Below are 20654 nucleotides of genomic sequence, written 5' to 3' on the forward strand. Positions count from 1 at the left end.
GAGTTCTCAAGGTGCGGACGCTTCCTTTGTACTTACCCTCTCGGGCTTTCCTCCGGGCGCTTCCTTCGTTCTTGCGTTTCCGACTCTATCAGATCTTTCCGATCCGATTTCCTCGGTGCTTTCCGGTCCCTTTTGCTTTCGCTCCGGGCCCTTCCGGCGTGTCCACTACTTTAGCCGATTTCCCGGGAGACTCATAATCGAGCCTTTCGAAACGAATTCCGGCATGCCGAAATAAGCCCCGTCGGGATTCGTCGTAAGGAGTGGATGGCCGCTCTCAGGAGGCTTGAGTAAGCACTTCCCGTCTCAAGCGGCTCGGGCCACATTACGCACCTGTTGCGCCCGAGTCAAGGCGACGCTTCCGCGGTGTGTGCGCCCGGTAGGGGCTGACCGTGTGGTCGCCGTCGATCCAGAAGCGCCAGGGGTGCGGGGCGCCGTCACCTCCCACTCCCGTGCGGGGGCCGGTACGGATCCGGTCGTGCGGGGCCGGGGTGCCCGTGAGCAGGGAGAGCGGGGCGTCCGGGTCCGCGCAGGTGTCCGTGCCGTTGAGGGAGAGGGCGACGTCCAGGGCGGTGGCCAGGCGGGCCGGGCCCTTGGCGAGCTCGGAGTCGTACCGGGCCGAGAGACGCCGTTTCCTGGCCTGTTCCGTACCGCTCAGGATTTCGCCCGCTCGGAGCAGTACCCCACTCGCGTGTCCCTCCGGTCCGCACACCAGGTTCAGGCAGTGCCACATGCCGTAGGTGAAGTAGACGTACGCGTGTCCGGGCGGGCCGAACATCACGGCGTTGCGGGCGGTGCGGCCCCGGAAGGCGTGCGAGCCGGGATCGATCGCGCCGGCGTACGCCTCCACCTCGGTGAGGCGGAGCTCGATACGGCCGTCCGGGGCGTTCCGTACCAGGGTGCGGCCCAGGAGATCGGGGGCGACCTCCAGAACGGGGCGGTCGAAGAAGGCCCGCGGGAGCGGCGTACGGTCGGGGCTCTCGCTCATGCCGTCCGAGCGTAGTGGGGAACCGGCTACGGTCGTCACGCGTATGTAGGGGTCAGGACAGCGCAGGAAACATAAGGAGTCGTTGATGGGGTTCAAGAAGCTGCTCGCGAGCCTGGGTGCGGGTGGGGCGTCGGTGGAGACGGTGCTCACCGAGGAGAACGTCGTCCCGGGTGGTGTCGTCCAGGGTGAGGTGCGGATCCAGGGCGGTTCCGTGGCCCAGCAGATCGAGGGGCTGTCCGTCGGGCTGCAGGCGCGGGTCGAGGTCGAGGGCGGCGACCAGGAGCACAAGCAGGACATCGAGTTCGTGAAGGTGCGGCTCGGCGGCGCCTTCGAGGTGCAGGCCGGGGCGGTGCACGTGGTGCCGTTCGGGCTGGAGATCCCCTGGGAGACGCCGGTCACCGCCATCGCGGGGCAGCAGCTGCGCGGCATGAACATCGGGGTGACGACCGAGCTGGAGATCGCCCGCGCGGTGGACTCCGGGGACCTGGACCCGATCAACGTGCACCCGCTGCCGGCGCAGCAGGCGATCCTGGACGCGTTCCTCCAGCTGGGCTTCCGCTTCAAGAGCGCGGACATGGAGCGCGGGCACATCCGCGGGACGCGGCAGCGGCTGCCGTTCTACCAGGAGATCGAGTTCTTCGCGCCGCAGCAGTACCGGGGTCTGAACCAGGTCGAGGTCAGCTTCGTCGCGGACGACCGGGAGATGGACGTCGTCCTGGAGATGGACAAGAAGCCGGGGCTGTTCACCGAGGGCAGTGACTCGTTCCGGTCGTTCACGGTGGGGCTGCACGACTTCCACACCACCGACTGGGCGGCGTATCTGAACCAGTGGCTCGCCGAGGTCGGCGGGCGTCGCAACTGGCTCTAGGCTCGGCCGCACAGGACGTGTTCAGAGTGGCCAGCGATACGGAGGTTCCAGACGTGGCCGAGGGCAAGAGGGCGCCGCTCCCCCATGACTTCCATCCGCCGGTGCCGGAGTTCACCGTGGTGAGCGACGACGTCGTGCCGGGCGGGGTGCTGAAGGACGCTCAGGTGTACGCGGCGGGGAACACCTCGCCGCAGCTGAGCTGGGAGGGCTTCCCCGCGGGGACGAAGAGCTTCGCGGTGACCTGCTTCGATCCGGACGCGCCGACGGGCAGCGGTTTCTGGCACTGGGTGCTGTTCGACCTGCCGGTGTCGGTGACGGAGCTTCCGGCGGGTGCCGGTTCGGGGTCGTTCGAGGGGCTGCCGGCGGGTGCCGTGCAGGCCCGTAACGACTACGGGTCGAAGGACTTCGGCGGGGCGGCGCCGCCGCCCGGGGAGAATCACCGTTACGTGTTCACCGTGTACGCGGTGGACACGGAGAAGCTGGGGCCCGACGCGGACGCGTCGCCGGCCGTGGTCGGCTTCCACCTGCGGTTCCACACGCTGGGGCGGGCGCAGCTGGTCGGCGCGTACACGGGTCCCGCCGACAGCTGAGCGTTCGTTCGTTGTTTGCCCGCTTCTGGTCTTGGAGAGATCAGAAGCGGGCATCTTTCTTTTCACGGATATTGCGTTGTCCTACCCGGCGTGCCCGGCCAGAGTTGATCCAAGCCCGGAGCCCACAAGGGGGGCTGGGCCGGCACACGGGAGGTGGGCACAATGCGGGACACGCTGGTTCTGAACGCGAGCTTCGAGCCGCTTTCTACGGTCACACTCAACCGTGCGGTGGTGCTTGTCCTGCAGGACAAGGCCGTCGTGGAGCAGGAGCACCCGGGCCTGCGTGTGCGGGCGGCGGCCGTGGACATGCCGGTGCCGCGGGTGATCAGGCTCTGCCGCTACGTCCGGGTGCCGTTCCGAAGACAGGCTCCGTGGTCGAGGCGGGGTGTGCTGGTGCGGGACCAGCACCGGTGCGCGTACTGCGGGCGGCGGGCGACGACGGTGGACCATGTCGTGCCGCGGGCCCAGGGTGGTGGCGATCACTGGCTGAACACGGTGGCCTCGTGCGCGGAGGACAACCACCGCAAGGCGGACCGGACGCCGGAGCAGGCGGGGATGCCGTTGCTGCACCAGCCGTTCGTGCCGACGCCGGCGGACGCGATGCTGCTGGCGATGCGGGCCGGTGAGCGGTCGGAGCTGCCGGACTGGCTGACGGACCAGGCGGCTTAGACCTCTCCGTACCCCGTCCGTATCCCGTTCATGTGTCGCGTGGGCCCGCCCCTGGTCGGGGGCGGGCCCCGCCGTCATTTCAGGGTGAGCTGGAGGATGGCGACGATGCCGACGGCGATGATCACTCCGCGCAGGACGGCGGGTGAGAGGCGCTTGCCTACCTTGGCGCCGATCTGGCCGCCGATGGTGGAGCCGACGGCGATGAGCAGGACGGCGGTCCAGTCGAAGTCGGCGACGAAGAGGAAGAAGACGGCGGCGACGCCGTTGACGACCGCGCCGAGGACGTTCTTCACGGCGTTGACGCGTTGCAGGGTGTCGTGGAGCAGCAGGCCCATGAGCGACAGGTAGAGGACGCCTTGGGCGGCGCCGAAGTAGCCGCCGTAGACGCTGGCGAGGAAGAGGCCGACGAGGAGGGCGGGGCCGCCGTCGGGATGGGCCTCGGTGCCGGTGGCCTCGCGGCGGCGCTGGACGGCGGCGGCGATGCGGGGCTGCAGGAGGACGAGCAGGAGCGCGATGCCGATGAGGACGGGGACGATCGCGTCGAAGGCGTCGGAGGGCAGCGAGAGGAGGAGGATCGCGCCGACCAGTCCGCCGACGAGGGCGGTGCCGCCGAGGCGGAGGACGCGGTTCTTCTGGCCCTTGAGTTCGCTGCGGTAGCCGATGGCGCCGCTGACGGAGCCGGAGACGAGGCCGAGGGTGTTGGAGACGTTCGCGGTGATCGGCGGCAGGCCGGTGGCGAGGAGGACGGGGAACGTGATCAGCGTTCCCGATCCGACGACGGTGTTGATGGCGCCGGCGGCTGTGCCGGCGCCGAAGACTGCCAGTGCTTCCCAGATGGACAAGGCCATCTCCTTACAGGGTCAGTGAGTCGCCTCCCCGCCCTGGTGTGTCGGTCCGGGGTCGAGGGGCTCGCACTGATCATGCACGAGAATTACGTGTACGTGTCAGTCAACCCGGGGTTCTTCGCGGCGCTCCGAACCGTCCCTGGGCGCGGGGGTCTTGGTGTCGAAGCCGGGGACGCCGGGGGCGACGTTGCCGAAGGCGCCGGAGAGGCCCTTGAGGGCGTCGCCGATCTCGCTGGGCACGATCCAGAGCTTGTTGGCGTCGCCCTCGGCGATCTTCGGGAGCATCTGGAGGTACTGGTAGGAGAGCAGCTTCTGGTCGGGGTCGCCGGCGTGGATGGCCTCGAAGACCGTGCGGACGGCCTGGGCCTCGCCCTCGGCGCGGAGCGCGGCGGCCTTGGACTCGCCCTCGGCGCGCAGGATCGCCGACTGCTTCTCGCCCTCGGCGGTGAGGATCTGGGACTGGCGGATGCCCTCGGCGGTGAGGATCGCGGCGCGCTTGTCGCGGTCGGCGCGCATCTGCTTCTCCATCGAGTCCTGGATGGAGGTGGGCGGCTCGATCGCCTTGAGCTCGACGCGGTTGACGCGGATGCCCCACTTGCCGGTGGCCTCGTCGAGGACGCCGCGCAGGGCCGCGTTGATCTCCTCGCGGGAGGTGAGGGTGCGCTCCAGGTCCATGCCGCCGATGATGTTGCGGAGGGTCGTGACGGTGAGCTGCTCGATGGCCTGGATGTAGCTGGCGACCTCGTAGGTCGCCGCGCGGGCGTCCGTCACCTGGTAGTAGATGACGGTGTCGATGTTGACGACCAGGTTGTCCTGGGTGATCACCGGCTGCGGCGGGAACGGCACGACCTGCTCGCGGAGGTCGATGCGGTTGCGGATGCGGTCGATGAACGGGACGACGATGTTGAGTCCCGCGTTGAGCGTGCGGGTGTAGCGGCCGAAGCGCTCCACGATCGCGGCGCTCGCCTGGGGGATGACCTGGATGGTCTTGATCAGGGCGATGAAGACAAGCACCACCAGAATGATCAGGACGATGATGACTGCTGACATCGTGTTCCCTGTGCCCTTCGCTGCGGGTTGCCGGTTGACTACGAGATGATGATCGAGTTTCCCAGACCGCGGGGCGTCATGGGCGAGGTTCGGTCACATGAGGCCGCGTCGGGGTCGCCGGGGGTCACATGACCACGGCGGTCGCCCCGTCGATGTCGACGACGTCGACCTGTTCGCCCGGTTCGAAGATCTGGCCGGTGTCGAGCGTGCGGGCGGACCAGATCTCGCCGTTGAGCTTGATGCGGCCGTCCGTGGAGTCCACCCGTTCCAGGACCAGGGCCTGACGGCCCTTCAGGGCGTCGATGCCGGTGGCGAGTCCGGGGCGGCCGTCGCGGTGGCGGGCCGCTATGGGGCGGGCCACCGCGATGAGGGCGACGGAGACCGCGGCGAAGACGATCACCTGCGCGACGATGCCGAAGCCGAGGGCCGCGGTCACCGCTCCCGCGACCGCGCCGACGGAGAGCATGCCGAACTCGGGCATCGCGGTCAGGACCAGGGGAATGCCGAGCCCCACCGCGCCGATCAGCCACCAGACCCATGCGTCGATGTCCACCAGGTCATGGTAGGGCGGGTGGGGCTTCCGGGACAGGGCGCGGTGGGGGCCATGGCGCTGTGCGGTCGTCAGGCCCCGGGCGGCGCTACTTGAGGGGAAGGCCCTGTGCGGTGTAGCGGTCGCCGACGCGCTCGACGACGAGCGGGAGGCCGAAGCAGAGGGAGAGGTTGCGGGAGGTCAGCTCGGTCTCCATGGGGCCCGCGGCGAGCACCTTGCCCTGGCGGATCATCAGGACGTGGGTGAAGCCGGGCGCGATCTCCTCGACGTGGTGGGTCACCATGATCATCGAGGGGGCGTACGGGTCGCGGGCGAGGCGGCCGAGGCGGCGGACCAGGTCCTCGCGGCCGCCGAGGTCCAGGCCGGCGGCGGGCTCGTCGAGGAGGAGGAGCTCCGGGTCGGTCATCATCGCGCGGGCGATGAGGGTGCGCTTGCGCTCGCCCTCGGAGAGGGTGCCGAACTTCCGGTCCAGGTAGTCGGTCATGCCGAGCCGGTCGAGGAACGCCTTGGCGCGCTCCTCGTCGACCGGGTCGTAGTCCTCGTGCCAGGTCGCCGTCATGCCGTACGCGGCGGTGAGGACGGTCTGCAGGACGGTCTGGCGCTTGGGGAGCTTCTCCGCCATCGCGATGCCGGCCATGCCGATGCGGGGGCGGAGTTCGAAGACGTCGACGCCGCCGAGGCGCTCGCCGAGGATCGTGGCGGTGCCCCTGGTCGGGTAGAGGTAGCTGGAGGCGACGTTGAGCAGGGTGGTCTTGCCGGCGCCGTTGGGGCCGAGGATGACCCAGCGCTCACCCTCCTTGACCGACCAGGAGACGTCGTCCACCAGAGCGCGTCCGTCGCGGACCACGGATACGTCCACCAGCTCCAGTACATCGCTCATGAGCGCGTTGTCTCCCCTTGCGGTCGAATCTTTGTCGTCGCCTTGCGCCTGTGGGCGCGGCGTCCAGGGAAAACCTACGCCACCGGCGGGCCGGGCCCGTCCTTAGGGCTTGCTTTGCGCCGTGGGGCCGCCCCCGAGTCCCTAGGCTGGGGGGCATGCTTTCGGAACCACGCTCAGGACGTCTGGCCGCTTGGGGCAATGCCCTGCTGGCCGGGGCGGTGTCGCCGGACGACGCGGCGCTCGCCATTGTCGGGGAGGACGCGGTGCACCGCGTGGAGGGACTGCCGGGCGAGGCGGGGCCGGTCGGCCTGACGCTGGCGCTCGGGCGGCTGCGGCGGCTCGGGGTGACCGGGTGGCGGGTGGCCCTGCCCGCGCCGGGGCATCCGCTGGGGCTGAGCGGACCGCCGGACTTCAACGCGCGGGCGCTGGAGGCGGAGGAGGCCGTGGTCGGCTTCGGCGCGCCGTACGGCCTGGTGCCCGAGGTCTCGGAGGCGGGACCCGCGGGTGATCTGCACGTGGCGGTCGTCTGGCGCTGTCTGGCGGTACGGGAGGCGCCGCCGGCGGACGTGCCGTCCCTGGGCGAGGCGGAGCGGGAACTCGCGGAGGCCCTCCGGGAGGCGACGACGGTCCTGACCCGCCTCGACGTGGCCGCCGCGGGCCCGACCGCCGAAGCTGCCCGCGACGCCTACCGCGCCCGCGCGGAGGCCGGCCGCGAGGTCCTGGCCCCCGGCTACCCGCCCCGCGCGGTCCGCGTCCTGGAGCTGGCCCAGCGCATCGGCCTCCTCGTGGACCTGGCGTACGACCACGGCCACGGCGGCGCGGTGAGCGCGGCGGAGATGGCGGCGCGGGGGGCGGCGCTGCGGCCGGTGGAGCGGGTGGCCCGGCGGGCGCAGGTCGCGGCGTACAACGCGTATGTGGAGGAGAGGGAGCGGGAGCGGGGGTTCTAGTCGTCCGCTCGGGCTCGGGCTCGGGCGGGACGGGGCGGGCCGGGCCAGCCCGGGCCGGGCCGGGAACGGCGTCGGCCCCCGGACGGTGTCCGGGGGCCGGGGGGTTCGGGGAGGGCGTCAGTGGTTGACGGCGCCGTTGCCGAAGGCCGGGTTGAGCAGGCCGATCACGTTGACCGTGTTGCCGGAGACGTTCACGGGAACGTGGACCGGGGCCTGCACCAGGTTGCCGGAGGCGACACCCGGGGAGTGGAGGGCCTGGCCCTGGGCGTCCGCGTGCGCGGAGGCGACACCGGCACCGGCGGCGACGAGGCCACCGGCGACCATGGTGAGGGCAGCGGCCTTCTTGAGGTTGTTCACTTCAGGATCCTCCTGGTCATCGCCGCGGCCGGTCCGCCGCAGCACGTCATGGAGAACGCCGCCGGCCCCGCTCGGTTGCGCCGAACGGGGGACATACACACGACGGTATGACTAGGGGAACGGGCGTGCCCCGGGAGGCGCGGGGGCATAGGGGCGCCTAGCGGGACCTAGGTGGTCAGGCCGTGGCGTACCGCCCAGAGCGCCGCCTGGGTGCGGTCGGCCAGGTCCAGTTTCATCAGGATGTTGGAGACGTGGGTCTTGACCGTCTTCTCGGAGAGGACGAGCGCCCGGGCGATCTCCCGGTTGGAGCGCCCGTCGGCGATCAGGCCGAGGACCTCCCGCTCCCGCTCGGTCAGCGTGGAGCCGCGGCCCGTGCCGCCGCCCTGGCCGTGGTCCTCCTGACTGAGCAGGGCACCGGCGACCTCCGCCTGGAGCAGTACATGGCCGGCGTGGACGGAGCGGATGGCGCCGGCGAGCGCGTCGGGGTCGATGTCCTTGTAGACGTATCCGCTCGCGCCGGCCCGCAGCGCGGGGACGACCGTGCGCTGTTCGGTGAAGCTGGTCACGATCAGGACGCGCGCCGGGTTGGCCAGCTCGCGCAGCCTGCGCAGCGCCTCGATGCCGTCGGTGCCGGGCATCTTGACGTCCATGAGGACGACGTCGGGCCGCAGCTGCTCGGCGGCGGCGACGCCCTCGGCGCCGTCGGCGGCCTCCCCCACGACCTCTATGTCGTCCTGGACCTCCAGGAAGGTCCGCAGGCCCCTGCGGACGACCTGGTGGTCGTCGACCAGCAGGACGCGGATCGCCTTCCTCTTCTCCTCAGCCACCGGGGACCTCCATCTCGATCGTGGTGCCCCGCCCCGGGGCCGATGTCACGGTCAGTGTGCCGCCGACCCCGGCGGACCGGTCGCGCATGGAGACCAGGCCCAGGTGGCGGCCCGCGCTGCGGACGGTGCGCGGCTCGAAGCCCCGGCCGTCGTCGGTGACGGCGAGTCGCGCGCCCTGGCCGCTGCGGGCGAGGGAGACGGTGACGAGGGCCGCGCCGGAGTGGCGCAGCGCGTTGTGCAGGGCCTCCTGGGCGACCCGCAGCACGGCCTCCTCCTGGGCGGCGGGCAGCGCGCGGACGCCGGAGCTGTCGAAGGTGACGCGGGCGCTGTGGGCCCGGTCGAGGACCTGGATCTGGGTGCGCAGGGTGTGCACCAGGCCGTCCTCGTCCAGGGCGGCGGGCCGCAGCTCGACGACGGCGGCGCGCAGCTCCTCGGCGGCCTCGGCGGCGAGCCGCGTGACCTGCTGGAGCTCGTCCTTGGCGCGGGCCGGGTCGCGGTCGACGAGCGCGGCGGCGGCCTGGGCGGTGAGGCGCAGCGAGAACAGCTTCTGGCTGACGGCGTCGTGGAGCTCGTGGGCCAGGCGGGAGCGCTCCTCCGCGATGGTGAGCTCGCGGCTGCGCTCGTACAGCCGGGCGTTGGTCAGCGCGATGGCCGCGTGCTGGGCGAGGAGGGTGAGGAGCTCCTCGTCCTCGGCGGTGAAGCCGCAGCCGCCGGCCGGTCTGGGGCAGCGCTTGTTCGCCAGGAAGAGGGCCCCGAGGATCTCGTCGCCGTCGCGGACCGGGAGGCCGAGGAAGTCGGACATGTCCGGGTGGGCCTCGGGCCAGCCCTCGAAGCGGGGGTCCTCGCGGACGTCGGCGAGCCGCTCGGGCTCGGCCTTGTGGAGCATCGCGGCCAGGATGCCGTGCTGGCGGGGCAGCGGGCCGATGGCCCGCCACTGCTCCTCGCTGACGCCGTCGACGACGAACTGGGCGAAGCCGCCGTGGTCGTCGGGGACACCGAGCGCCGCGTACTCGGCGTCGAGCAGCTCGCGGGCGGAGGCGACGATCGTCTTGAGGACGTCGCGGACCTCCATCTGGCGGTTCATCGCCAGCAGGGCGCTGCTCACGGCGGCCAGGCCGGAGCTCGGTCGGTGGCTCATGTGTTCACCGTACCGGCGGGGTGTGACGGTCCGTATCCGTCCGGGGACGGCGGTCGGCCGGGACCCGGGGACTAGGTCGAAGTGCCCTGGGCGGTCGGGGCCCGGGGACGAGGCGGGGCGCGGCGCGGGCGATGAGGCTGGATCCCGTCGGTTTCGTCGGCACACGGCTGAGAAGGGGATGGGGCACATGCCTGTCGCGATCGTCACGGGGGCGTCGAGGGGTCTGGGGCGGGCGCTGGCCCTCGCACTGGCCGGCCGGGGCTGGGATCTGGTCCTGGACGCGCGGACGCCGTCCGTACTGGAGGGGACGGCCCGCGAGGTGCGGCGGCTCGGGGCCGGGGTGGTGGCGGTGCCGGGCGACATCACGGACGCCGGGCACCGCGAGGAGCTGGTGGCCGCCGCGAAGGGGCTCGGCGGGCTCGATCTGCTGGTGAACAACGCGGGGATCCTGGGCGTCGAGCCGCTGGTGACGCTGGAGGAGCATCCGCTGGACCGGTTCCGGGCGGCCCTGGAGGCCAATCTCGTGGCCCCGCTGGGGCTGATCCAGGAGGCGCTGCCGCTGCTGCGCGCGGCGCCCGCGGGGGCGGTGCTCGACATCAGCTCGGACGCGGCGGTGGAGCCGTACCGCACCTGGGGCGGATACGGGGCGACGAAGGCCGGGCTCGACCTGCTGTCGGCCGTGCTCGCGGCGGAGGAGCCCGGTCTGCGGGTGTGGTGGGTGGACCCGGGCAGCATGCGTACGCGGATGCTGGCGGCGGCGGAGCCGGACGAGGACCTGACGGGGACGCCGACCCCGGAGGAGGTCGCCCCGGCGTTCCTCCGGCTGCTCGACGAGCGTCCGACGAGCGGCCGCTACACGGCCGCTGACCTGGCCGGGGTGGCCCGGTGACCGCGCTGCTCGACGGGCGGGCGGTGCCCGAGGAGCTGTCGGCGCGGGTGCCGGCCGAGCAGCGCGGGCCGGGGCGCGGCCGGGACGACGTACGGCTGCTCGTGTCGAGGGGGCCTCGGGGTACGGAGGTGGCGCACCGGGCGTTCCGGGAGCTGCCGGGGCTGCTGCGGGCCGGGGACGTCCTGGTGGTGAACACCTCGGCGACGCTGGCGGCGGCGGTGGACGGGCGGCTCGGTGCGGAGCCGGGCGGGGAGCCGGTGGTCGTCCACTTCTCCACGCGGGGCGACTGGGGGTACCCCCGGACGGAGTCTGGGGGAGGCCGGTGGGCGGTGGAGCTGCGGGCCCCGGACACGGCGGGCACGACGCGGCCGAGGGCGGGCGGTCCGGCGGGGGCGGTGGTGCGGCTGCCGGGCGGGGCGCGGCTGGTCCTGGAGGAGCCGCTGGCGCCGGGGGCGGCGCGGTTGTGGTGGGCGCGGCCGGACGTCGAGGTGCCGGGGCTGCTGGCGCGGTACGGGCGGCCGATCCGTTACGGGTACACGGAGCGGGACCAGCCGCTGGCGGCGTACCAGACGGTGTTCGCCCTGCCGTCGCCCGACGGCGCGGGTTCGGCGGAGATGCCGAGCGCGGGGCGTCCGTTCACGGCGCGGCTGGTCGCGGAGCTGGTGAGCCGGGGCGTGCAGTTCGCTCCGGTCGTCCTGCACACGGGCGTGGCGTCGTCGGAGGCGCACGAGCCCCCGTATCCGGAGCGCTTCGAGGTGCCGCCGACGACGGCGTGGCTGGTGAACGCGGCGCGGGCCGGCGGGGGCCGGGTGATAGCGGTGGGGACGACGGCGGTGCGGGCGCTGGAGTCGGCCGTGGGGGTGCCGGAGGCGGGGGCGCCGAAGGCAGGGGCGCCGGAGGCGGGGGCGCCGGAGGCGGGGCGGGGTCTCGTGCGGGCCGCGGCCGGGTGGACCGGGCTCGTCGTCACGCCGGAGCGGGGGGTGCGGGTGGTGGACGGGCTGCTGACCGGGCTGCACGAGCCGGCGGCCTCGCATCTGCTGATGCTGGAGGCGGTGGCCGGGCGGCCCGCGCTGCGCCGCGCGTACGCCGAGGCGGTGCGTGAGCGCTACCTCTGGCACGAGTTCGGGGACGTCCACCTCATCCTCCCGGAGGAGGGCCCTCACCGTGCGCATTGCTGACGCAACGTCTGGTGAGGTTGTCACACGTCCGATGTGAGCCCGCGCATAGGACGCAGGTCACTTACGAATCGCCCTAGTGGACACGTAAAGGACGGATCAGCGCTGCCCGGACTGGTCTCGGACCGGTTCGGGGGTGCCCCTCCCAGCCCCCTGATCCACTACCTCGGATCGTACGTCACACCTTTGCCACGGGATTTTGCTGCCGCTAAGAATTGCGTCCGTCGCCGCCGAGCAGGCGCAGTGCCGCCCGGCCTGAGCGACCCCCTGCGATTCGAAGAGGTAGTGCCACATGTCTGCGAAGACCCCTGGCCACAGTCGTGGTCTGAAGAAGACCCACAAGGCCACGATCGCCGGCGTCGCCGCCCTGAGCGTCGCAGCCCTCGGCTTCTCCCTCGTCCCCGGCCACGGTGGTGCCACCGAGACCGAGCCCCAGGCCCTCGCCCACACGCAGCAGGTCGCCTGGTCGTACAACGCCAACAGCCCGCAGGCGAAGGCGCTGGCCGCGAGCCTCGACTCGCAGCAGTCCACGATCCAGCTGAAGGCCAAGCAGGACGCCGCCGCCAAGGCGAAGGCCGACGCCGCCGCCAAGGCCGCCTCGAAGGCGAAGGCGGAGGCCGCGGCCAAGGCCGCCGCCAAGGCGAAGGCCGACGCCGCGAAGCGCGCCGAGGCCAAGGCCGCCGCGAGCCGCGCCGCCGTCCGCGCCCCGGTCTTCGCGAACAACCTCGACGGCTGGATCCGCGAGGCGCTGTTCATCATGGACAAGCACGACATTCCGGGTACCTACAACGGCATCCACAAGAACGTCATGCGCGAGTCCAGCGGCAACCCGTTCGCGATCAACAACTGGGACATCAACGCCATCAACGGCGTGCCGTCCAAGGGTCTGCTCCAGGTCATCTACCCGACCTTCAAGGCGTACCACATCTCCGGCACCAAGTTCGACCAGTACGACCCGGTCGCCAACATCGTCGCCGCCTGCAACTACGCGGCCGACCGCTACGGCTCGATCGACAACGTCAACAGCGCGTACTGAGTCCCTCCGTACCCGCCGAAGGGCGGCACCCCGCACGGGGTGCCGCCCTTCGGGCGTGGTCTCGGAGCCGTTACTTGCGCATGACCTCGGGCTCGTGGCGGCGCAGCAGCCGCGCGACGAGCACGCAGCAGAGCGTGGCCATGAGCAGCTGGATGCCGAGGTCGATGGTCCACTGCCCCACCGTGTGCTCCCACAGCCCGTCGAGGTTGTCCGGGTTCTTGTGGTCCCACGGCGGCATCAGGTGCGCCAGGTCGAGCGTGGTGCCGGCGCCGGCGATGGCCCAGCGGGAGGGCATGAGCCAGGCGAACTGCTCCAGGCCGGGCGAGCCGTACACCTGGAAGAGGATGCCGGTGAACACGACCTGGACGATCGCGAACATGACGAGCAGCGGCATGGTCTTCTCGGCGGTCTTCACCAGGGCCGAGATGACCAGGCCGACCATCATCGAGGTCAGGCCGAGGGCGATGACCTGCACGCACAGCTCGATCGCCGGCGGCATGAACAGGCCCTCCTCCGGCAGCTCGCGGGTGGAGAAGCCGATGCCGCAGATGATCACGCCCTGGAAGGCCGTGATCACGCCGAGGACGATGACCTTGGACATCAGGTACGCGGAGCGGGACAGGCCGGTGGCGCGCTCCCGCTCGTAGATGACCCGTTCCTTGATCAGTTCTCGTACGGAGTTGGCGGCGCCCGAGAAGCACATGCCGACCGCGAGGATCAGCATGATCGTGCCGGCGTCGCCGTTGAAGCGGGACGGCGCGACGGGCTTGCCGAGGCCGAAGTCGGCCGGGATGACCACGGAGACCGCGCCGAGCACGGCCGGCAGGATCACCATCAGGGCCAGGAAGCCCCGGTCGGAGGCGATCACCGACACGTAGCGGCGGATCAGGGTCCACAGCTGCGAGCCCCAGCCCTGCGGCTTGGGCGGGCGGGCCAGTGCCTGCTGGGCCTGCTGCGGCAGCTGGACCGGCTGGGCGGCGACGGCGTCGATCTCGGCCGCGTACATCTGGTAGTGCTGCGAGCCCTTCCAGCGGCCCGCCCAGTCGTAGTCGCGGTAGTTCTCGAAGGCGGAGAAGACGTCGGCCCAGGTGGAGTAGCCGAAGAAGTTCAGCGCCTCCTCCGGCGGGCCGAAGTACGCCACCGAGCCGCCGGGGGCCATCACGAGCAGCTTGTCGCACAGGCCCAGCTCGGCCACCGAGTGGGTGACGACGAGGACCGTGCGGCCGTCGTCGGCGAGGCCGCGCAGCAGCTGCATGACGTCGCGGTCCATGCCCGGGTCGAGGCCGGAGGTCGGCTCGTCCAGGAAGATCAGCGAGGGCTTGGTCAGCAGCTCCAGGGCGACCGAGACGCGCTTGCGCTGGCCACCGGAGAGGGAGGTGACCTTCTTCTCCTTGTGGATGTCCAGCTTGAGCTCGCGCAGCACCTCGCCGATCCGGGCCTCGCGCTCGGCCTCGGCGGTGTCGCCGGGGAAGCGCAGCTTGGCCGCGTAGCGGAGCGCCTTCTGGACGGTCAGCTCCTTGTGCAGGATATCGTCCTGCGGGACCAGACCGATGCGCTGGCGCAGCTCGGCGAACTGCTTGTAGAGGCTGCGGTTGTCGTAGAGGACGTCGCCCTGGTCGGCGGGCCGGTAGCCGGTGAGCGCCTTGAGGAGGGTCGACTTTCCGGAGCCGGACGGGCCGATGACGCCGATGAGCGACTTCTCGGGGACGCCGAAGGTGACGTCCTTGAGGATCTGCTTGCCGCCCTCGACCGTCACCGTGAGGTGGCGGGCCGAGAAGGAGACCTCGCCGGTGTCGACGAACTCCTCGAGCTGGTTGCCGACGATCCGGAAGGTCGAGTGGCCGACGCCGACGATGTCGTTGGGGCCGATGAGGGCGGTGCCGCCCTTGGTGATCGGCTGACCGTTGACGTACGTGCCGTTGTGCGAGCCGAGGTCACGGATCTCGAAGCGCCCGTCGGGCGTCGCGTGGAACTCGGCGTGCTGGCGCGAGACCTGGAGGTCGGAGACGACCAGCTCGTTCTCCAGCCCACGGCCGATGCGCATGACGTGGCCGAGGTTCAGCTGGTGGAAGGTGGTGGGGCTGCGGTCGCCGTGCATCGGGTACGCGCCCTGCGGGGCGGCCTGCTGGTGCGGGACCTGCGGAGGCTGCTGCGCCTGCTGGTGCGGGACCGCCTGCGGGGCCTGCTGCTGCGGCTGCTGCTGCCAGCCCTGCTGCTGCGGCGGGGCCTGGTGGGTGGCCCAGTCCGCCTGCGCGGCGGCCTGCTGCTGCCCGGCGGCGGCGTGCGCCTGGTGCGCGGGCTGCGCGTGCGGGGCCGGGGCCTGCTGGGCCGGCACCTGCTGCGGTGCGGCGGGCTGCTGCTGCGCCGGCGCGCCGACGGCGGCGAGATTCAGCCGCGGGCCGTCGGTGGCGTTGCCGAGGTGGACGGCCGAGCCGGGGCCGATCTCCACCTGGTGGACCCGCTGGCCCTGCACGAACGTGCCGTTCGTGGAGCCGTGGTCCTCGATGACCCAACTCCGGCCGCCCCAGCTGATGGTGGCGTGCCGCCACGAGACCCGGGCGTCGTCGATGACCAGGTCGCCCTGGGGATCGCGGCCGAGGGTGTACGACCTGGCCGGATCGAGGGTCCAGGTCCTTCCATTCAATTCCAGTACGAGTTCTGGCACTCCACGCCCCACTACTTGTCCCCCGCGGTACCCCCGTCGTCGGGAGCCCAGGGATGATGAACATCCGGGGGAACTATTTCAGGCCCCGGGCCGTATTCGAAAGTCGGGCCGCGTGAAGACCTCGCGCAACCCGCACGGCGGACCCTTCGGTGGCAAGTGCGCGGCCACGCGGGTGTCCGCCAGGCGGGACGGGGGGTCGGGTGGCACCGGGTGCCCGATACGGTGGAAGCACCATGAGCGCATCGCAGACCTCAGACGTTCCCACCTCGGACGTTCCCGCCGCGGACGTCCCGGCTTCGGACGTTCCCACGCTTCTCGTCAAGATCTTCGGGAAGGACCGTCCCGGGATCACCGCCGGACTCTTCGACACCCTCGCCGCCTACTCCGTCGACGTCGTGGACATCGAGCAGGTCGTCTCCCGCGGCCGGCTCGTCCTGTGCGCGCTCGTCACCGAGCCGACCGTCGCCTCCCAGGGCGAGCTCCGCGCCACCGTGCACAGCTGGGCCGAGTCCATGAAGCTCCAGGCCGAGATCATCTCGGGCACCGGTGACAACCGACCGCGCGGCGAGGGACGCTCGCACGTCACCGTGCTCGGGCACCCCTTGACCGCGGAGCAGACGGCCGCCATAGCGGCCAGGATCGCGGAGACCGGCGGCAACATCGACCGTATCTTCCGGCTCGCCAAGTACCCGGTGACGGCGGTGGAGTTCGCCGTCTCGGGTTGTGAGACGGAGCCGCTGCGGACCGCGCTGGCCACCGGGGCGCACTCGGTCGGCGTGGACGTGGCCGTGGTCTCGGCCGGACTGCACCGGCGGGCCCAGCGGCTCGTCGTCATGGACGTCGACTCGACCCTCATCCAGGACGAGGTCATCGAGCTGTTCGCCGCCCACGCGGGCTGCGAGGACAAGGTCGCCGAGGTGACGGCGGCGGCGATGCGCGGCGAGCTGGACTTCGAGCAGTCCCTGCACGCGCGGGTGGAGCTGCTGGCCGGGCTGGACGCGTCGGTGGTGGACAAGGTCCGCTCCGAGGTGCGCCTGACGCCCGGGGCCCGGACCCTGATCCGCACCCTCAAGCGGCTCGGCTACCAGGTGGGCGTGGTGTCCGGCGGCTTCACCCAGGTCACCGACGACCTCAAGGAGAAGCTGGGGCTCGACTTCGCCCAGGCCAACACCCTGGAGATCGTCGACGGCCGGCTGACCGGCCGGGTGACCGGCGAGATCGTCGACCGGGCGGGCAAGGCGCGGCTGCTGCGCCGCTTCGCGGAGGAGGCCGGGGTGCCGCTGGCGCAGACGGTCGCGATCGGCGACGGCGCCAACGACCTGGACATGCTGAACGCGGCCGGGCTCGGAGTGGCGTTCAACGCCAAGCCCGTGGTGCGCCGGGCGGCGGACACCGCGGTCAACGTGCCGTTCCTGGACACGGTGCTCTACCTGCTGGGGATCACCCGCGAGGAGGTCGAGGCCGCCGACGGCGGCGCGGAGGACCTGCTGCACTGAGCGGTGCGCGTACGTGAGAGGGGCCCGGCGTCGGTGGACGGCCGGGCCCCTCTCGCGTGCGCGTGGCGCTCAGGGGTGCGGGGTCCAGAAGTCGACCAGGGATCCCACGCCGTGCTCGACGGACTTCCAGGAGCCGTTGAAGGTCACGACGGCGAAGGCGGCGGTGGGGAAGCCGCTGCGGTTCATGCGGGCGAGGGCGTCGCCCTCGGCCTGCCCGGCCAGGGCGTCGGCGAGGGCGTGCATCCCGGGGTTGTGCCCGATGAGCAGGAGGCCGTTCACCGTGTCGGGGGTCTCGTTGACGACGGCGATGAGCTCGCCGAGCGATGCCTCGTACAGCCGCTCCTCGTACACCGTCTTGGGGCGCTCGGGGAGCTCCGTGACGGCCAGCTTCCAGGTCTCACGGGTCCTGGTCGCGGTCGAGCACAGGGCCAGGTCGAGGGGGATCCCGGATTCGGCCAGTCGGCGGCCCGCGACGGGGGCGTCCTGACGCCCGCGGTCGGCGAGCGGACGCTCGTGGTCGGAGGTCTGCGGCCAGTCGGCCTTGGCGTGTCGGAGCAGCACGATCCTGCGGGGTGTGTCGACGCTCATGCTCCACAGCTTCGCACGAATCAGGCCGTGTTGACTCGGAGAGCGCCGGGGAGCACGCCTCAGAGGGACAGCGTCTGCTGGAGCTGTTCGAGGAGGCGTCCGAGCACGGCGTCGCCGCTCACCGCCTGCGCCTGTTCCGGGCCCGCTATGAGGAGGAAGAGGGCGACGAAGGCGAGCACGGGCAGGGCCAGCGCCCACCACGGCAGCCGGGTGTCGACACCGGCCGACGCGCGGGCGAGGTCCCTCCGGACGCTGGTGTGGGTCTGCGCCGACATGGCCGCCTCCAAGGTGGGGAGTCACGGTGCGGAGCCGTTCTCCGCGATGACTCCAACCTACGGAGCGCGGGGCCCGCGGCCCATCAGGTGACCCACCCACTCGACCCTGACACTCGCCCCCTAGGGGATGCGGGGGTTAACCCCACCCGGACTCCCACCCGGACTCCCGCCCGGCTCCCCCGCCGGGCCCCGTCAGGGCGAGGCGAGGGAGGCGATCACGGCGATGACGGCGGTGATGCCCAGCATCGCGCCGAGCACGATGAGGAACTTCTTCTGGCCGTTCTGGGGATTCGGTTCGAGTACAGGCATGGGATCAGTCTCGCATCTCAGCATTCGTCCTCGACGGTCCGGTCCCGGCCGGCGAGGCTGCCCACGATCATCTGGGGGATCATCAGGCCGGCCATGAGCGCGATGGGCAGCCGCCAGCCGCCGCTGTGCTGGTAGAGGATGCCGACGAGGAGCGGGCCGGGAATGGAGATGAGGTAGCCGACGCTCTGCGCGAAGGCGGACAGCCTGACGACGCCGGCGCCGGTCCGCGAGCGCATCCCGATCATGGTGAGGGCGAGCGGGAAGGCGCAGTTGGAGACGCCGAGGAGCAGGGCCCACAGCCAGGCGCCGGCGGCGGGGGCGAAGGCGAGTCCGGTGTAGCCGGTGAGGCCGCAGAGGGCGAGGGCGACGACGATCGGGCCCTGGTTCTTCATCCGGGTCGCGAGCCGGGGTATGACGAAGGCGAGCGGGACGCCCATGACCATCGTGACGGCGAGCAGCACGCCCGCGGTGGAGGCGGGGACGCCGGCGTCGCGGAAGATCTGCGGCATCCAGCCCATGGTGATGTACGCGCCGGTGGCCTGGAGTCCGAAGAAGACGCCGAGGGCCCAGGCGGTGCGGCTCCGGGTGACCCGGGGCGCGGCGGCGGGTTCGGCGGCCGGCGCGAGGGCCGGCCCGCCGGGCGCGGTCATGGAGCGGTCGCGGAGCAGCGGGAGCCAGGGCAGCACGGCGAGGGCCGCGAGGCCCGCCCATACGCCGAGGCCCAGGCGCCAACTGCCGCCCATCGCGGCGGTCATGGGCACGGTCGCCGCGGCGGCCAGGGAGGTGCCGAGGGCGAGGGCCATGGAGTAGAGGCCGGTCATGCTGCCGACCCGGTCGGGGAAGTACTTCTTGACGATGACCGGCATCAGGACGTTGCTGAGCGCGATGCCCATGAGGGCGAGGGCGCTGGCGGCGAGGAAGGCCGGGGTGCCGCCGGCGAAGGGGCGCAGCAGCAGTCCGGCGCAGATCGCGGCCATGCCGGCGCAGACCACGGCCGTGGGGCCGAAGCGGCGGGCGAGGCGCGGGGCGGCGATGCCGAAGACGGCGAAGCAGAGCGGCGGTACGGAGGTGAGGACGCCGGCGACGCTGCCGCTCATGTGGAGCCCGTCGCTGACCTCTTCGAGGAGGGCGCCGAGGCTGGTGATGGCGGGCCGGAGGTTGACCGCCGCGAGGACGAGTCCGACGGCGACGAGTCCGGCGACCCAGCGGGCGGGGCCGGCGGGTGCGGTGGGATCGGCGGCGCCCGCGCGGGGGCGGGCTTCGGTGGGGGCGGCCTCGGCGGTGGGGGCGAGGGTCTGCGGCTCGTCAGGCATGAGGCCATCATAGAATCATGGGATGATTGGTTGTCCAATCTTGAACCGGAAGACGACGGAAGGTGCATCCCATGGCGCTCGGCCATCCCCGGCGAGCCGGACTCTCCGATCAGGTGATCACCCAGCTGCGGAACCAGATCACCTCGGGCGAGTGGCCGGTGGGCACCCGGATCCCCACCGAACCGGAGCTCGTCGAACAGCTCGGCGTGGCCCGCAACACCGTCCGCGAGGCGGTGCGGGCCCTCGCGCACAACGGGCTGCTCGACATCCGGCAGGGCTCGGGCACGTACGTGGTCGCGACCAGCGAACTGGCCGGGGTCATGCACCGCAGGTTCGCCGGCTCGGACCCCCGGGACATCGCGGAGCTGCGCTCGACGCTGGAGTCCTCGGCGGCCCGGCTGGCCGCGCAGCGGCGCACGGACCGGGACCTGAAGCAGCTGGACGCGCTGCTCGCGCGGCGCGAGGAGGTCTGGCAGTCGGGTGACGCGGAGGAGTTCGTGACGGTCGACGCGGCCTTCCACCACGCGGTGGTGGTGGCCTCGCACAACGAGGTGCTGACCGAGCTCTACGCCGACCTCGGGCACGTGCTGCGCGAGTGGCTGCGCGGCGACGTCGGCCGGGAGCTGCGGCCGGAGAACCACATGGACCACGCTCGGCTGGTCGAGGCGGTGCGCGAGGGCGACGCCGAGCGGGCGGCGGCGGAGGCGGCGAGCTACCCGTTCCTGTGCCTCAGGAGCCCGGAGCCGCCGGTTCGTGGGTGATCCACGCCGAGCGGATCTCCTTCCAGCAGCGGCCGCTCACCTGGGCGTAGTCGGCCGGGCCGACCTCGACCGGGGCGCTGTCGCCGTCCACGTCCCACCAGCGCTCGCACTCGACGTGGAGGCGGACGCGGTCGGTGCGGGGGTAGGGGTTCTGGCAGTGCGCGGTGGCCGTGGAGCCCTCGACGACCGTGTGGCAGGAGGCGCCGACGTTCTCGTCCGGCGCCGCGGCGGCGGAGCGGCGCGCGTCCTCGGCGGGGGCGGGGGCCGCCCGTACCTCGGCGGCGACCGCGAGACCGGCCAGACCCGCGAGGAGCGCGGCGGCCGAGACGAGAGCGGGGACCCGGGAGTACAGCGCGCGCATGTGCGTACCTCCTCCCCGTCCGTGGCCCGTCAGCCCCTGTCAGCACTGGTCAGCACTGGTCAGCGCCAGTCAGCGCCAGT

At 72.0% G+C, this 20654-nt stretch carries 23 protein-coding genes; 9 read left to right on the top strand and 14 right to left on the bottom strand.

Going from position 1 to position 20654, the window contains the following annotated elements; genetic code table 11:
• Window positions 1-322: 322 nt before the first annotated feature.
• Window positions 323-985: a DNA-3-methyladenine glycosylase gene (locus AB0Q96_RS04775; RefSeq protein WP_365321691.1), complete on the bottom strand. Its 663-nt coding sequence runs from the start codon at window positions 983-985 to the stop codon at window positions 323-325.
• Between the two features lie 85 nt (window positions 986-1070).
• On the opposite strand from AB0Q96_RS04775, the gene AB0Q96_RS04780 reads away from it, so the two are divergent.
• The 3 genes from AB0Q96_RS04780 (at window position 1071) to AB0Q96_RS04790 (ending at window position 3112) form a co-directional block, all read left to right on the top strand.
• Complete coding sequence (locus tag AB0Q96_RS04780; RefSeq protein WP_351665076.1) at window positions 1071-1853, top strand: sporulation protein; 783 nt, start codon at window positions 1071-1073, stop codon at window positions 1851-1853.
• A gap of 53 nt (window positions 1854-1906) precedes the next feature.
• Window positions 1907-2443, top strand: a complete 537-nt coding sequence (locus AB0Q96_RS04785) for a YbhB/YbcL family Raf kinase inhibitor-like protein (protein ID WP_365321693.1) — start codon at window positions 1907-1909, stop codon at window positions 2441-2443.
• A 162-nt stretch (window positions 2444-2605) separates the two neighbouring features.
• Window positions 2606-3112, top strand: coding sequence for an HNH endonuclease (locus AB0Q96_RS04790; RefSeq protein ID WP_365321695.1), 507 nt, complete (start codon window positions 2606-2608; stop codon window positions 3110-3112).
• A 74-nt stretch (window positions 3113-3186) separates the two neighbouring features.
• Here the strand turns inward: AB0Q96_RS04790 and AB0Q96_RS04795 are convergent, their stop codons facing one another.
• From AB0Q96_RS04795 to AB0Q96_RS04810, 4 genes are all read right to left on the bottom strand, one after another.
• Entirely contained in the window at window positions 3187-3960 is a 774-nt protein-coding gene (locus tag AB0Q96_RS04795; protein ID WP_365321697.1) for a sulfite exporter TauE/SafE family protein, read from the bottom strand.
• Window positions 3961-4056: 96 nt separating this feature from the next.
• Complete coding sequence (locus AB0Q96_RS04800; protein ID WP_365321698.1) at window positions 4057-5007, bottom strand: SPFH domain-containing protein; 951 nt, start codon at window positions 5005-5007, stop codon at window positions 4057-4059.
• 124 nt (window positions 5008-5131) lie between these two features.
• Window positions 5132-5560, bottom strand: a complete 429-nt coding sequence (locus tag AB0Q96_RS04805; protein ID WP_365321700.1) for an NfeD family protein — start codon at window positions 5558-5560, stop codon at window positions 5132-5134.
• An 85-nt stretch (window positions 5561-5645) separates the two neighbouring features.
• Entirely contained in the window at window positions 5646-6437 is a 792-nt protein-coding gene (locus AB0Q96_RS04810; RefSeq protein WP_365321702.1) for an ABC transporter ATP-binding protein, read from the bottom strand.
• A gap of 155 nt (window positions 6438-6592) precedes the next feature.
• On the opposite strand from AB0Q96_RS04810, the gene AB0Q96_RS04815 reads away from it, so the two are divergent.
• Window positions 6593-7384 (top strand): hypothetical protein, encoded by a 792-nt coding sequence (locus AB0Q96_RS04815; protein WP_365321704.1) that lies wholly within the window; start codon window positions 6593-6595, stop codon window positions 7382-7384.
• Window positions 7385-7501: 117 nt separating this feature from the next.
• On the opposite strand, the gene AB0Q96_RS04820 is transcribed toward AB0Q96_RS04815, so the two are convergent.
• The 3 genes from AB0Q96_RS04820 to AB0Q96_RS04830 all read right to left on the bottom strand — a co-directional run bounded on the left by AB0Q96_RS04820 (window position 7502) and on the right by AB0Q96_RS04830 (window position 9706).
• Window positions 7502-7741 (bottom strand): chaplin, encoded by a 240-nt coding sequence (locus tag AB0Q96_RS04820; protein ID WP_365321706.1) that lies wholly within the window; start codon window positions 7739-7741, stop codon window positions 7502-7504.
• Between the two features lie 167 nt (window positions 7742-7908).
• Window positions 7909-8568 (bottom strand): response regulator transcription factor, encoded by a 660-nt coding sequence (locus tag AB0Q96_RS04825; RefSeq protein ID WP_365321708.1) that lies wholly within the window; start codon window positions 8566-8568, stop codon window positions 7909-7911.
• Window positions 8561-9706, bottom strand: coding sequence for a GAF domain-containing sensor histidine kinase (locus AB0Q96_RS04830; RefSeq protein ID WP_365321710.1), 1146 nt, complete (start codon window positions 9704-9706; stop codon window positions 8561-8563). Before AB0Q96_RS04830 ends, AB0Q96_RS04825 begins: the two co-directional genes overlap by 8 nt.
• Window positions 9707-9893: 187 nt before the next feature.
• On the opposite strand from AB0Q96_RS04830, the gene AB0Q96_RS04835 reads away from it, so the two are divergent.
• The 3 genes from AB0Q96_RS04835 (at window position 9894) to AB0Q96_RS04845 (ending at window position 12806) form a co-directional block, all read left to right on the top strand.
• On the top strand, window positions 9894-10595 hold the full coding sequence (locus tag AB0Q96_RS04835) for an SDR family oxidoreductase (RefSeq protein ID WP_365321712.1): 702 nt from the start codon (window positions 9894-9896) through the stop codon (window positions 10593-10595).
• Window positions 10592-11773, top strand: a complete 1182-nt coding sequence (locus tag AB0Q96_RS04840; protein ID WP_365321714.1) for an S-adenosylmethionine:tRNA ribosyltransferase-isomerase — start codon at window positions 10592-10594, stop codon at window positions 11771-11773. The genes AB0Q96_RS04835 and AB0Q96_RS04840 overlap by 4 nt, the downstream gene beginning before the upstream one ends.
• A 289-nt stretch (window positions 11774-12062) precedes the next feature.
• The gene (locus AB0Q96_RS04845) at window positions 12063-12806 is read left to right on the top strand and encodes a transglycosylase SLT domain-containing protein (RefSeq protein ID WP_365321716.1); all 744 of its coding nucleotides are present in this window, start codon (window positions 12063-12065) and stop codon (window positions 12804-12806) included.
• Between the two features lie 70 nt (window positions 12807-12876).
• Here the strand turns inward: AB0Q96_RS04845 and AB0Q96_RS04850 are convergent, their stop codons facing one another.
• Window positions 12877-15483 (bottom strand): FHA domain-containing protein, encoded by a 2607-nt coding sequence (locus AB0Q96_RS04850; protein ID WP_365321718.1) that lies wholly within the window; start codon window positions 15481-15483, stop codon window positions 12877-12879.
• 221 nt (window positions 15484-15704) lie between these two features.
• Between AB0Q96_RS04850 and serB the strand changes: the two genes are divergently transcribed.
• Complete coding sequence (gene serB, locus AB0Q96_RS04855) at window positions 15705-16967, top strand: phosphoserine phosphatase SerB (RefSeq protein ID WP_365321720.1); 1263 nt, start codon at window positions 15705-15707, stop codon at window positions 16965-16967.
• A gap of 69 nt (window positions 16968-17036) precedes the next feature.
• Here the strand turns inward: serB and AB0Q96_RS04860 are convergent, their stop codons facing one another.
• The 4 genes from AB0Q96_RS04860 to AB0Q96_RS04875 form a co-directional block, all read right to left on the bottom strand.
• Window positions 17037-17555: a histidine phosphatase family protein gene (locus AB0Q96_RS04860; RefSeq protein ID WP_365321722.1), complete on the bottom strand. Its 519-nt coding sequence runs from the start codon at window positions 17553-17555 to the stop codon at window positions 17037-17039.
• Window positions 17556-17614: 59 nt separating this feature from the next.
• Window positions 17615-17830, bottom strand: coding sequence for a hypothetical protein (locus AB0Q96_RS04865; RefSeq protein ID WP_365321724.1), 216 nt, complete (start codon window positions 17828-17830; stop codon window positions 17615-17617).
• Window positions 17831-18022: 192 nt separating this feature from the next.
• Window positions 18023-18139, bottom strand: coding sequence for an SGM_5486 family transporter-associated protein (locus AB0Q96_RS04870; protein ID WP_329419473.1), 117 nt, complete (start codon window positions 18137-18139; stop codon window positions 18023-18025).
• 17 nt (window positions 18140-18156) lie between these two features.
• Window positions 18157-19452: an MFS transporter gene (locus tag AB0Q96_RS04875; protein ID WP_365321726.1), complete on the bottom strand. Its 1296-nt coding sequence runs from the start codon at window positions 19450-19452 to the stop codon at window positions 18157-18159.
• A 71-nt stretch (window positions 19453-19523) separates the two neighbouring features.
• Here AB0Q96_RS04875 and AB0Q96_RS04880 point away from each other — a divergent pair, with 71 nt between their 5' ends.
• Entirely contained in the window at window positions 19524-20213 is a 690-nt protein-coding gene (locus AB0Q96_RS04880) for a FadR/GntR family transcriptional regulator (RefSeq protein ID WP_365321728.1), read from the top strand.
• On the opposite strand, the gene AB0Q96_RS04885 is transcribed toward AB0Q96_RS04880, so the two are convergent.
• Entirely contained in the window at window positions 20182-20574 is a 393-nt protein-coding gene (locus AB0Q96_RS04885; RefSeq protein ID WP_365321730.1) for a hypothetical protein, read from the bottom strand. The two genes, AB0Q96_RS04880 and AB0Q96_RS04885, sit on opposite strands and share 32 nt — an antisense overlap.
• Window positions 20575-20654 lie beyond the last annotated feature (80 nt).

Origin of the sequence: Streptomyces sp. NPDC093111 (genome assembly GCF_040683955.1) — a bacterium.
Lineage (GTDB): Bacteria > Actinomycetota > Actinomycetes > Streptomycetales > Streptomycetaceae > Streptomyces.

Excerpts from the sequence above, each read along its gene's own strand:
- AB0Q96_RS04775 (WP_365321691.1), bottom strand. The coding sequence starts at position 985 with ATGAGCGAGAGCCCCGACCGTACGCCGCTCCCGCGGGCCTTCTTCGAC.
- AB0Q96_RS04780 (WP_351665076.1), top strand. The coding sequence starts at position 1,071 with ATGGGGTTCAAGAAGCTGCTCGCGAGCCTGGGTGCGGGTGGGGCGTCG.
- AB0Q96_RS04790 (WP_365321695.1), top strand. The coding sequence starts at position 2,606 with ATGCGGGACACGCTGGTTCTGAACGCGAGCTTCGAGCCGCTTTCTACG.
- AB0Q96_RS04795 (WP_365321697.1), bottom strand. The coding sequence starts at position 3,960 with ATGGCCTTGTCCATCTGGGAAGCACTGGCAGTCTTCGGCGCCGGCACA.
- AB0Q96_RS04800 (WP_365321698.1), bottom strand. The coding sequence starts at position 5,007 with ATGTCAGCAGTCATCATCGTCCTGATCATTCTGGTGGTGCTTGTCTTC.
- AB0Q96_RS04810 (WP_365321702.1), bottom strand. The coding sequence starts at position 6,437 with ATGAGCGATGTACTGGAGCTGGTGGACGTATCCGTGGTCCGCGACGGA.
- AB0Q96_RS04815 (WP_365321704.1), top strand. The coding sequence starts at position 6,593 with ATGCTTTCGGAACCACGCTCAGGACGTCTGGCCGCTTGGGGCAATGCC.
- AB0Q96_RS04830 (WP_365321710.1), bottom strand. The coding sequence starts at position 9,706 with ATGAGCCACCGACCGAGCTCCGGCCTGGCCGCCGTGAGCAGCGCCCTG.
- AB0Q96_RS04835 (WP_365321712.1), top strand. The coding sequence starts at position 9,894 with ATGCCTGTCGCGATCGTCACGGGGGCGTCGAGGGGTCTGGGGCGGGCG.
- AB0Q96_RS04845 (WP_365321716.1), top strand. The coding sequence starts at position 12,063 with ATGTCTGCGAAGACCCCTGGCCACAGTCGTGGTCTGAAGAAGACCCAC.
- serB (WP_365321720.1), top strand. The coding sequence starts at position 15,705 with ATGAGCGCATCGCAGACCTCAGACGTTCCCACCTCGGACGTTCCCGCC.
- AB0Q96_RS04860 (WP_365321722.1), bottom strand. The coding sequence starts at position 17,555 with ATGAGCGTCGACACACCCCGCAGGATCGTGCTGCTCCGACACGCCAAG.
- AB0Q96_RS04865 (WP_365321724.1), bottom strand. The coding sequence starts at position 17,830 with ATGTCGGCGCAGACCCACACCAGCGTCCGGAGGGACCTCGCCCGCGCG.
- AB0Q96_RS04870 (WP_329419473.1), bottom strand. The coding sequence starts at position 18,139 with ATGCCTGTACTCGAACCGAATCCCCAGAACGGCCAGAAGAAGTTCCTC.
- AB0Q96_RS04875 (WP_365321726.1), bottom strand. The coding sequence starts at position 19,452 with ATGCCTGACGAGCCGCAGACCCTCGCCCCCACCGCCGAGGCCGCCCCC.
- AB0Q96_RS04880 (WP_365321728.1), top strand. The coding sequence starts at position 19,524 with ATGGCGCTCGGCCATCCCCGGCGAGCCGGACTCTCCGATCAGGTGATC.
- AB0Q96_RS04885 (WP_365321730.1), bottom strand. The coding sequence starts at position 20,574 with ATGCGCGCGCTGTACTCCCGGGTCCCCGCTCTCGTCTCGGCCGCCGCG.